The sequence below is a fragment of the Leisingera sp. CC-HEC096 genome (genome assembly GCF_059429235.1).
In genome coordinates, this window is the sequence record NZ_JCAIJS010000001.1 from 2,531,021 (window position 1) to 2,542,627 (window position 11,607).

Sequence of the window (11,607 nt, forward strand, 5' to 3'; positions counted from 1 at the left end):
CTTACTCTCCGCTTTTGCCCGTATCCTGGTCCTGCTTGTCCGCCCGCGCCTTGGCCTGCGCCTTGCGCCGGGCCATGTTGGCCTTGAGCGCGGCCTTAAGCCGGTCTTCGCGGGAGGCCGCAGATCCGTCGTTTTTCGGTGTTTTCTTCTCTGCCATAGAACTTCTGTAACTTAGTGCGAAAAAACCGTCCAGAATGCTCTTGCGCCCCTCCGCGTTTATGCCTAAAAGCCCCCTCACCGGCGCTGCTGTAGCTCAGAGGTAGAGCACTCCCTTGGTAAGGGAGAGGTCGAGAGTTCAATTCTCTCCAGCAGCACCATATTCCAAAACATCAGTGTTTTCAAAGGCTTGGATAGCTGCTTCGCGCCGTTGATGCAGCTTTGCAAGACTAACTGCCGCTGCAGGCAGGCAATATCTGCAAAGAATAAGAGGTTTTCGCGCTGCTGTCGGCATTGGCGGCCTGCCGCTCGCTTTCCGGCCGGAACTGTCCCGTCAGCGGAACGGTGCGCCCGCTCCAACAGATTCGCAGGCGCCGGAACGCCTGACGGCGGTAATTGGCTCAGCACCGGCGATTCGCCGCATTCGCGCAGGCCGCATATAACAATGAATCGGTACTTTTGCGGCTTATCACCCGCCAGCCGCCGCAAATCGGGGGCATTGAAGCAGAAGTTAACGCTGCGGAAATGAATCCCCCTGAGTGTTCTTCCATCAAGCGCCACCCGGCTGGCACAGCCCGCCGCCGCACCTAGGCGGCCGGGCAGACCGAAATGTTGATGGGAACCACGCTCAAATGACCCGACTGTCCAAATTCTGGGGCAATATGCGGCTGGGCCGCAAGCTGCCGCTGTCCATCGCCGCTCCGACCATCCTGCTGACCCTCGCCTCAGGCTTCTTTTTTGCCTGGGAGGCCGGGCAGGCGCTGAAGACCAACCGCGAAGCCGCTTATGCGACGCTGCTGGAGGAACGGAAGGAAGCGCTCGAATCCTGGGTGGCGGATCTGCGCTCGCAGACCCGGACCCTGGTTGCCAGCAAGGCTGTCGAAACTGCGTTGCGGGATTTCTCCAACGGTTTTTATTCGCTTGGCGATGATCCCGCCGGACATCTGCGCGCCGCATACGCCGACGGCAACCCGAATCCCGCCGGTGAGCGTTACAAATTGCTGGACGCCAAGGACAAGTCCGCTTGGTCCATCCGCCACAAGATGAACCACGCCGGCTTTGTCACCTTTCTGGAGGAGCAGGGTTTCCTGGATGCCTACCTTTTGGATGTGCAGGGCAACATGGTCTACTCGGTCCAGAAGAACGACGATTTCGCGCTGAATTATCTGGACGGACCGTATAAGGACAGCGGGCTGGGCCAGGCCTTCCGGACCGCGCTGGAGCTGGAGCAGGGCGATGTGTTCCTGTCGCAGATGGCCGCCTATGACGCGGGTGGCGGGGCCGCGGCCATGTTCATTTCCTCGCCGGTCTTCAAAAAAGGCGCGCTCATGGGGGCGTTGGTCCTGCGCGTGCCCGTGGGGGAGATCGCCGGGATCCTGTCACACTCCGCGCTGCTGGGGGAGACGGGCCAGGCCTATCTGGTACGCGGTGATGGCGTTGCTCTGACCGCATCGAGCCGTGAGGGCGGCCACCGGATCCTGTCGCAGCTGCCGCAACTGCAGCAGATCGATGCCGCGATCAGCGGCGAGGAAAGCACCTTCTCCGGCACGCCGGGCCTGTCGGGTCAGCCGGTTGAGGCGATGGCCGGGCGCGTCGGACTGGACGACCGGACCTGGGGCATCGTGCTGGAAGTCGACAGCGCCGAGGCGCTGGCCGCGCAGAAGAGCCTGGTCAATGCTGCCATGCTGCAGGCGGTTGGCGTTGCGCTTGCGGTGGCGCTGCTGTCCTGGGTGGCTGCCCGCAGCATCGCCCGCAAGGTGTCAGCGCTGTCCGACAGCGTCGAGCATATCGCGGCCAAGGATTACGGCCATCCGGTTGCGGGCAACGGAACCGGCGACGAATTCGGCAACATCGCAGGCATCCTGGAAGGGTTCAAAACCGATCTTCAGAATGCCCAGACCGCCGAGGAGGAACGGGCTGAACTGCAGCGCCAGCAGGACCATGTGGTCAGCGAGCTGCGCAGCGGCCTGAAGCATCTGGCGGCCGGTGACTTCTCAAGCACGATCACGGAGCCTTTCCCCGAAGCCTATCAAGGCCTGCGAACCGACTTCAATCAGACGGTCGACACGCTGAATGCAACGGTGCGCGAAGTGGTTGAAGCCACCACCAGCATCCGCAGCGGCACGCATGAGATCAGCCAGGCATCAGACGACCTGTCGCAGCGCACCGAAAGCCAGGCGGCCACGCTTGAACAGACCGCGGCGGCTCTGGACCAGATGACCGCCAGCGTCAAGGCGGCTGCCGACGGCGCCCGCGGGGTGGAAAACGCGATGAACAACGCCCGGGACGAGGCGGAGACCAGCGGCCAGGTGGTCCAGAACGCGGTGGCCGCGATGACAGAGATCGAGCAGTCCTCGGCCCATATCTCGCAGATCATCACCGTGATCGACGACATCGCCTTTCAGACCAACCTGCTGGCGCTGAACGCCGGTGTCGAGGCCGCGCGGGCGGGCGAAGCCGGGCGCGGGTTCGCGGTTGTCGCTTCTGAGGTGCGGGCGCTGGCGCAGCGCTCCTCTGATGCGGCGATGGAGATCAAGGCGCTGATTTCCAACTCCGGCGAACAGGTGGCCAAGGGCGTCGACCTGGTCGGAAAAGCCGGTGAGGCGCTGAACAGCATCGTCTCGCAGGTTACCCATATTTCAGGGCTGGTGTCCGGCATTGCAGAAGGTGCTGCAGAGCAATCTACCGGTATCGGCGAGATCAACACCGGCGTGATGCAGCTGGATCAGGTGACCCAGCAGAATGCCGCTATGGTGGAGGAGATGACCGCGGCTGGTCAGCTGCTCAACGGCGACGCCTCCAAGCTGGCGGGGCTGGTGGCCAGATTCGATGTCGGGCTTGAGATGCCGCCGCCGCGCCAGCCTGCCGAACCGGCCCTGCCCTCGGCGCATGGGTCCGGCTGGGACGATCTGCCGGACAACCTGGCTTCAGCGCCAGCCGCAGATGGATCTGCTGCCTTGGCGAAATGGCAGGATTTCTGAGCCCGCGGGCTGCGTGCCCGCAAAACCGGAAAGGGTCATCTGCTTTGGACACGGATCGGGGCGCGCAGCCAGGCTGTTACGGCCTGGCTGCGCGCTGTGCCGCAACACGACCGGCCCGCGCCAGTCAAGGCCGGCGCGGATTCGCCGCTGCAAGAGCCGGTGTTGTGCAAACCTGATTTTCAGACTTTAAGGAGATGTTGAAGCAGAACCGGACACCTGACGAGCAGAGCCCTGGCGGCTGTCAGAGGAGATTCGCGCAAATGCAAAAGGTGGCTAGATGGCCCTGAAAAAGACGTCCCCAGGCTGGCTGCGCGTGCTCAGCAACCGAACCTATCTTCCTGCCCTGCTGGCCTTGGCGGTTGTTTGCGCCGCCGGATATTTTGCCGAGCGTCAGAACGATACGATCCACCATCAGTCCGAGCGCGCCAGGATCCAGCAGCAGGCCGGGCTGATCAAGTCCCGCCTGGAAGGCCAGCTGAACGGCGACTATCAGCGGCTGCGCGGGCTCGCCGCCATGCTGGCAACAGAGCCGGACATGCCGCAAGCGCGGTTCAGCCAGATTGCAGAGCAGGTCCTGATGGGACAGACCGCGATCCGGCATATCGGCGGCGCCCCGGGGCTCGTGGTCTCGCTGATGCACCCGCTTGAGGGCAACGAATCGGCGATCGGGCTGGATTACACCAAAAATGCTGCCCAGCGAGCGGCGGCGCACCGGGTGCGCGACAGCGGCCAGATGGTGCTGGCTGGGCCGGTGAACCTGGTGCAAGGCGGCACCGGTTTTATCTACCGGCTGCCTATTTTTACAGGCCCGGAAGACCAGCAGCAGTTCTGGGGAATCCTGTCCGCCGTGGTTGAAACCGGGAAGCTGTACGCAGAAACCGGCGTTACCGGCGGGGACACAGGGCTGGAAATTGCCCTTGCCGGCAAGGACGGCACCGGCGCAGGCGGCCAGCAGTTCTTCGGCTCTGCAGATGTTCTCGCCGGCGATCCGGTCGTGATGGAAATCAACCTGCCGAACGGCTCCTGGCAGCTGACAGCCCGGCCTGAGGGCGGCTGGCAAAGCCGGCCGGGCAATCTGTGGCAATTGCGGCTGGTGCTGCTGGCGGCCGGGACCCTGATTGTGTTTCCGACTTTCCTGGCCGGCAGGCTGTCTGCCGCGCGGCAAACTGTGATCGGCCAATTGCGGCGCCGGGAAGCAGAGCTGGAAGCGGTCTCGCGGCGGCTGGAGATTGCGGTCAAGACCTCCCGGGTTGGCATCTGGGAATGCGATGCCGAAAACAAGCGTGTCAGCTGGGACAGCCGGATGCATGAACTGTACGGTGTTCCCCGGGAAGACGGGCCGCTGGCGGGCAGCGCCTGGAACGCCAGGCTGCACCCGCAGGACAGGGACCGGGTTGTCAGATCCCTGGAGGCGTCCGAGCACGCCAAGACGAACTTCGCGTCAGAGTTCCGCATCGTGCTGGATGATGGCACAGTCAAGCATATCCGCGCCTTGGCCAGCCCGTTCACAGATGCGCAGGGCCGCGACTGGATGATCGGCGTCAACTGGAATGTGTCCGAAGACGTGCGCCTGCGCGAGGAGCTGATTCATGCCAACCAGGCCCTGTCCGAACGGAATACCGAGCTGAAAGAGGGCAAGCGGGCGCTGGAAGACGCCCATGCCGAGCTGCAGAAACAGCAGGCGGAACTGCACCGGCTGTCGCTGGTCGCCAAACACGCCTCAGACAGTATCATCCTGACGGATGCCAGCCGTAATATCCTTTGGGTCAACGACGCCTTTTCGCGGGCCACCGGTTACACTGCTGCCGAAGCGATTGGCCGGACACCCTCCGATCTGCTGGACGGGCCCAAAACCGATATAGAAGTTATCCGGGAAATGAACCGCCACAAGGAGCGCGGGGTTCGGTACCACAACGAGATTCTCAACTACACTAAGGACGGCGAGGAGGTTTGGTTCGACACCAACATCGTGCCCGTGACCGGAGCCGATGGCGAGGTTGACCTGATCATCGGCATTGAGCGGGACATCACCCGCAGCAAGCAGCGCGAACGGGAACTGGCCGAAGCCAAGCTGGCAGCCGAGCACGCGGACCGGGCCAAGTCGGAGTTCCTGGCCAACATGAGCCACGAAATCCGCACCCCGATGAATGGGATCATCGGCATGGCAGACCTTTTGGCGGAGGCCGACCTGACGGCCGACGATGAGCAGAACGTGGAGACAATCCGCAGCTCGGCGCTGGCGCTGCTGAAAATCATCAACGACATCCTCGACCTGTCGCGGCTGGAAGCCGGGAAATTCGCAATTACCAATGAGGATTTCAATCTTCGGGACTGCGTCAATGGCGCCGCCGACCTGTTCCGCCCGAAAGCGCTGGAAAAAGGCCTGGCGATGCGGGTCAGCTATGCGGATGGCCTGCCGGAATGGCTGCACGGGGATGACGGGCGGTTGCGCCAGATCCTGGTCAATCTGATTGGCAATGCGGTGAAATTCACATCGGACGGCAAGATCGCGGTGCGGGTCTTTCATGCGGACGGCGATCCCTGCCGCCTTTTGGTTGAGGTTGAAGACAGCGGCATCGGAATCTCCGGCACCCAGGCCAGCCACATCTTTGACCGCTTCACCCAGGCCGATGCCGCGACCACCAAGGTCTTTGGCGGCACCGGGCTGGGGCTGACAATTTCCAGCATGCTGGCCAAGCGGATGGGCGGCGGCATATCGGTGCAATCGAAGCTGGGCAAAGGCTCCTGCTTCCGGCTGGAGCTGCAAATGGCGCCGGCCCGCCAGGCGCTGAGCCCGGCGGCGGCGCCGCTGCCGGACGCACCGCCGCAGCTTGCTCCTTGCCGGGTTCTGCTGGCCGAGGACAATCAGACCAACAGGCTGCTGATCCGCAAATTCCTGCGCGGGCAGCCGGCTGAACTGGCAGAGGCCGGGAACGGCCGCGCCGCGGTTGAGATGTGCAAGGAACTGCAGCCCGACATCATCCTGATGGACATGTCGATGCCGGAACTCGATGGCATCGCCGCCACGCGGGAAATCCGCAGCCTGCCCATTCCGCAGCCGATCATCGTGGCCCTCACGGCCAATGCCTTCTCCAGCGACCGGCAGGCCTGCCTGGACGCCGGCATGGATCACTTTCTGGCCAAGCCGGTGAAAAAGGCGGTGCTGCTGCATACTCTTGCCGCCGCTCTGGCCGAAGCGAAAGATGCTCAGCAACGGCCCCGCGCCAGCGCCTGACGCCCGCAAGGCTGCCCTCGCAAGCAATGCGCGGCCGCGAGGCGCCGGCGCTAGACGGCTGTTCCGATCAGCGAAACGCCTGCGGCCATCAGCACCGCTGCTCCCAGGCGCCGGATCCAATTGCCCTCCTTGAGAAAGACAAAGCCGATGAGTGCCGCAAAGATCACCGAGGTTTCCCGCAGCGCGGATACCGCTCCCAGCGGGGCGAAGTTTTTTGCATATAGCACCAGACCGTAGGCTGTCATCGACACCAGCCCGCCTGCGATGCCCAAGGCCCAGGTCCGTACCGGCAGACCCGCCAGGGTGTTGCGCTTGCGCACGGCGACAAAGCCCGCGATGAAGATATGCAGGAACGCCCCCCAGGCCCAATAGCTGAGCGTGTTGCCAGAGAGGCGCACCCCTATGCCGTCGACCAGAGAATAGACGGAAATGCAAAAACCGGTCCCCGCGGCAAATCCCAGCGCGGCACGCCCCACGCCGGAGCGCAGCGCTTTCCAGCTGCTGAGCTGGATGCCCAAGGCAATCACACCAATCCCGATCCAGGCCTGCAGCGGCAGCACCTCCCCGGCAAAGATCATCGCCCAGATCCCCACCAGCGCCGGGACGATCCCGCGGGCGATCGGGTAGACAACGCTGAGGTCGCCATGCTGATAGGCCCGCCCCAGCATGTAGTAGTACGCGAAATGCACGGCCGTGGAGAGCAGGATGTAGACAAAGCTTTCTGCCGACGGCAACGGCAGCACCGCGATCATCAGGGACGCGGGGATGACATGGCCGAAGGCAACCAGCCCCAGCGTGGTGGTGCGGTCGGCGGCGGTTTTAACGATGGCGTTCCAAACCGCGTGCAGCAGCGCCGCCGACAAGATGATCGCAATAATTACGGGTGTCATGTTGAATACAGGTCTTTAAATCAGGGGCCGGATTATGCCTTAGTCGGTTTCTTCCGGCCTCATTTCCTCAATCAGCCGGGTCTCCAGCAACTGGCCGTTGCGGTAGAGCACGGGATAGGCCACCGCCGCGATGTGGCTGTTGAATTCGCGTAACGCTCTTAACGTCTCCAAGTGGATGTCCGACGTGTCAAAGCTGTCGCGGGCGCCGTTCTGCAACCGCCGCAGGTGGCGTTTACGGCTGTCGCGCTCCATCCGTTTCAGCTCGGTCTTTTCCAGGCTCAACAGCCGGGCGCTTTCCAGATCATCGGAAATCAGCACGTTGGAGGCCAGCTGCATATTGGCCAGGATCGCCTCATGCATACGGGTGATCTCCAGCCAGCCATCGCGGGAGAACCGCAGATCCTTTTTACGCATCTCGCCGGCCAGCACCGTCAGGCGGCGGGCCACCACGTCGCCGGCGGTCTCCAGGCGGATGGCGTATTCCATCAGGCTGCGGGCCGTCTTCAGCTGCTCCTCGCTGAACGCCTCCTCCGGGACCGCGGCCACATACTGGCGGATGCCTGACAGGCAGGCGTTGACCTCAACGTCCATCTGCTGCACCGCGCGGATCTGCTCCTTGGTGCCTGCCTGGTACAGCTCCAGCACCGGGCGGAACATGGCGTTGACCTGGTCGGACATCCGCAACAGTTCACGCGTAAGGTTGGCCACGGCTTGCGCCGGCGAGCCGTAGCTGCCCTGCTCCAGCGCGCTGACCGGCCGGCCCGGCGGCTGCGTCTGAGGCGCCGCCGGATCCGGGAACAGCCGGGTAAAGACGCCGCCAAGCGGCGTGCAGACCGGCAGTGCCAGCAGCAGGAGCGCGGCGTTGAAGGCCAGATGGGCGCTGACCAGCATCTGGCCGCCCTGGGGATCGCCAAGCCAGCCCTGGCGCAGCGCCAGATTGGCGCCGAACAGGCAGATCACCGCCCAGGTTCCGCGCAGAGCGAGGTTGGCATAGGGAATGCGCCGTGCCTTCAGATCCATACCGCGGCTAAGCCAGACCGGGATGAAGGCGGAGCCGAAATTCGCCCCCAGCACCAGCGACAGCCCCGCGGCAAAGGGGATGGCACCAATCTGCACCAGCGTCACGCACATCAGGATCGCCGCGACAGAGGAATGCATCACAAAGGCCAGCGCGCCGCCGACCAGGAAGGCGGTGATATAGTCGCGTGCCAGGTAGCCTGCGATAGCGGGCAAGAAGGCGCTGTCGCGGATCGGATCCATCGCCTCGCGCAGAAACCTGAGCGATATCAGGATGAAGGCCACTCCCATCAGGATCCGCCCCAGCTGGCGGGCCTTCTTGGCCTCAGTCTTGACGAACAGGTAGCCGCCGACAGCCAGCAGCACCGGCACCAGCCAGTCGAGCTTGAACGACAGGATCTGAATGATCAGCGCCGACCCCAGATCACCGCCCAGCACGATCGCGAGCCCGGTCGGAAAGGCCAGATAGCCGCTGGCGGCAAAACCGGACGTGAGCAGCGCCACTGCCGCCGAGCTTTGCAGCACAATTGCCAGGATCAGCCCCATCAGGCCCGCCTGCAGGTGGCTCTGCCGCCCGGTCAGCAGCCGCTGGAATGAGGCGCCATAGCTGCGCTCGATGCCCGTCCGCACCATACGCACCGCATACAGCAGCAGCATCGTGGCGCCCGCGAGGCTCAGAAGGAAGGTCAGTATCGCCATATCAGGCTCCGGTTACCCCTCCCGGCAAGGAGGTGTTGTTCGTATGATAATTGACGCTGTATCAGCACAGCCGGTCTGCAGGGGCAACCGGGGAGAGGCAAAGCCCCGGGATACGGCCTCCGCAGCAGCCAGTTCGCTCACCCGCTTTTTCCGGGCGCAATCTCGGTCTTCACCCCCCAGCCGGACAGCGCAGCAGCCAGCTTCTTGCCCGGCGCCCGGTCGGTGAACAGAAAGTCGATCCGGCGCGGCGACGGGCCGCAATGCGGCGCGGTTTCGTCGAACTTGGGGTGGGCGATGACGACGGCGAGCTGCTCGGTGCACTCCGCGACGACTCGCGCAAGCTGCGCCTCAGCTGCGCTGTGGTAAAGGATCCCCTGCTTTGCGGAGAAGCCGTCCGCCGACAGGATGGCCAGATCCAGCGCGAAGCGGCGCACCTGCTGTTCGGTGACAAAGCCAAAGGTGCCGCGCTCATTGCTTTGCAGTTCGCCGCCCAGAAAATGCACCCGGTTGCCATTGTGGTTTGCCAGCGTCTGCGCCGCCCCGATGGAATTGGTCACAACGGTCAGGCTGGATTTCTGCCGCAGCTCCTCGGCGGCGAAGGCGGTGGTGGACCCAACATCCAGAAACAGCGCCATGCCATCGCGGACATGCGCGGCGACCCGGGCTGCAATCTGTGCCTTTTCCTTCTGGTGTTCGGAGATGCGCCGGGCGAAGCTTGTGGCGCTTTGCGGCCCCGCCAGGAAGGCGCCGCCATGCACACGCTGCACCGCACCTGCCTTGTCCAGCGCCTTTATGGTGCGGCGCACGGTCTCCTCAGAGACATCGAGCATTCTGGCAAGTTCCGCACTGCGGGCTGAACCGCCCAGGCGGCGCAATGCGTCGACAAGCTCCAGTTCGCGGTGGGAAAGGGAAAGAGAGTCCGGCAAGAGGGAACCTGTTTGCAACTGCGATCTTGATGCGATTAGGCATCGCTTGGCGCCGCATTACAACATAAACCCACAGTTTCCCACAAATTTTTGGACTTTCTGGCCATTTCGCTGAGATTTCACCTAAGCAAGCCTGCCGCCCGCCCAGCCGTTAGACACTCCCGCCCCTTTCCGGCCTGCCTGCGGCCGTCCCGAAAGCGTTGGGCCTGGCGCCGTGCTTGCCGCACGGCGCGGGCAGCGCCCCTGCAAGGGGCGCTGCCGGGCCCAAGGCCCGTGCCGGTGCATCCGGGATGCCCGCAAGGGCATCCGGAATGCTCCGGCGGGGCGCGGGAGAACTTCCTTTGCTGCCAACAGAAAACCGCCGCGGCTGCTGGGCCGCGGCGGTTCGGTTTCTCAGTCCCCATAAGGGCTTACAGGTTCGGGTACAGCGGGAACCTGGCGCAGAGCTCCGCGACCTTGGCGCGCACCGAGGCCTCCACATCGGCGTTGCCTTCCTCACCGTTGGCGGCCAGCCCGTCGATCACCTCGATGATCAGGTCGGCGATCTGGCGGAACTCCGCCTCGCCGAAGCCGCGGGTGGTGCCGGCCGGGGTCCCGAGGCGCAGGCCGGAGGTCACAGTGGGCTTTTCCGGGTCGAACGGGATGCCGTTCTTGTTGGTGGTGATATGGGCCCGCCCCAGCGCCTTGTCGGCGATGTTGCCGGTCACGCCCTTGGGACGCAGGTCGACCAGCATCACGTGGGTGTCGGTGCCGCCGGTCACGATGTCCAGCCCGCCCTGGATCAGCTGATCCGCCAGCGCCGCCGCGTTGGCCCGCACCTGCTTCTGGTAAGCCTTGAATTCCGGCTTCAGCGCCTCGCCGAAGGCCGCCGCCTTGCCTGCGATCACATGCATCAGCGGGCCGCCCTGGATGCCGGGGAAGATCGCCGAGTTCACCTTCTTGGCGATGGCCTCGTCATTGGTCACGATCATGCCGCCGCGCGGCCCGCGCAGGGTCTTGTGGGTGGTGGTGGTGGCCACATGCGCATGCGGGAACGGCGAGGGGTGCTCACCGGCCGCGATCAGGCCCGCGATATGGGCCATGTCGACCATGAAGTAGGCGCCGACGCTGTCGGCGATTTCGCGGAACTTGGCAAAGTCGATCTGGCGCGGGATGGCGGAGCCGCCGGCGATGATCAGCTTCGGCTGGTGCTCGGTCGCGAGCGCCTGGATCTGGTCGTAATCGATCAGGTTGTCGCTTTGGCGCACGCCGTAATGCACCGCGTTGAACCACTTGCCCGACTGGTTCGGCGCCGCGCCATGGGTCAGGTGGCCGCCGGAGGCCAGATCCATGCCGAGGATGGTGTCGCCGGGCTTCAGCAGCGCCTGGAACACGCCCTGGTTGGCCTGCGAGCCGGAGTTCGGCTGCACGTTGGCGAATTCGCAGCCAAAGAGCTGCTTGGCGCGGTCGATGGCCAGGTTTTCGGCGACGTCGACATACTGGCAGCCGCCGTAGTAGCGGCGTCCCGGGTAGCCTTCCGCGTATTTGTTGGTCAGCACCGAGCCTTGCGCTTCCATCACCGCGGCGGAGACGATGTTCTCCGAGGCGATCAGCTCGATCTCGTCGCGCTGGCGGCCCAGTTCCGCGGTGATCGAGGCATAAAGCTCAGGATCGCGCTCGGCGAGGGATTGGGTGAAAAAGAGGTCTTTGGACATTCCGGGGCT

7 protein-coding genes and 1 tRNA gene are annotated in these 11,607 nt (G+C 64.1%); 3 read left to right on the forward strand and 5 right to left on the reverse strand.

The genetic code is table 11. The features are described 5' to 3' along the window. Position 1: 1 nt before the first annotated feature. On the reverse strand, positions 2-157 hold the full coding sequence (locus AC5STI_RS12230; RefSeq protein WP_008556790.1) for a hypothetical protein: 156 nt from the start codon (positions 155-157) through the stop codon (positions 2-4). 85 nt (positions 158-242) lie between these two features. Between AC5STI_RS12230 and AC5STI_RS12235 the strand changes: the two genes are divergently transcribed. The 3 genes from AC5STI_RS12235 to AC5STI_RS12245 all read left to right on the forward strand — a co-directional run bounded on the left by AC5STI_RS12235 (position 243) and on the right by AC5STI_RS12245 (position 6,372). Continuing rightward, a tRNA-Thr gene (locus tag AC5STI_RS12235) sits at positions 243-317 on the forward strand. Positions 318-788: 471 nt separating this feature from the next. After that, complete coding sequence (locus AC5STI_RS12240) at positions 789-3,137, forward strand: methyl-accepting chemotaxis protein (protein ID WP_495446842.1); 2,349 nt, start codon at positions 789-791, stop codon at positions 3,135-3,137. A 277-nt stretch (positions 3,138-3,414) separates the two neighbouring features. After that, entirely contained in the window at positions 3,415-6,372 is a 2,958-nt protein-coding gene (locus tag AC5STI_RS12245) for a PAS domain S-box protein (protein WP_495446843.1), read from the forward strand. Between the two features lie 50 nt (positions 6,373-6,422). Here AC5STI_RS12245 and AC5STI_RS12250 read toward each other — a convergent pair whose 3' ends face one another. The 4 genes from AC5STI_RS12250 to glyA form a co-directional block, all read right to left on the reverse strand. Beyond that, complete coding sequence (locus AC5STI_RS12250) at positions 6,423-7,262, reverse strand: EamA family transporter (RefSeq protein ID WP_495446844.1); 840 nt, start codon at positions 7,260-7,262, stop codon at positions 6,423-6,425. 39 nt (positions 7,263-7,301) lie between these two features. Further along, entirely contained in the window at positions 7,302-8,978 is a 1,677-nt protein-coding gene (locus AC5STI_RS12255) for a Na/Pi cotransporter family protein (RefSeq protein ID WP_495446845.1), read from the reverse strand. A 137-nt stretch (positions 8,979-9,115) separates the two neighbouring features. Then, entirely contained in the window at positions 9,116-9,904 is a 789-nt protein-coding gene (locus AC5STI_RS12260) for a DeoR/GlpR family DNA-binding transcription regulator (protein WP_490399931.1), read from the reverse strand. Between the two features lie 410 nt (positions 9,905-10,314). Next, the gene (glyA, locus tag AC5STI_RS12265) at positions 10,315-11,598 is read right to left on the reverse strand and encodes a serine hydroxymethyltransferase (protein WP_495446846.1); all 1,284 of its coding nucleotides are present in this window, start codon (positions 11,596-11,598) and stop codon (positions 10,315-10,317) included. Between the last annotated feature and the right edge of the window lie 9 nt (positions 11,599-11,607).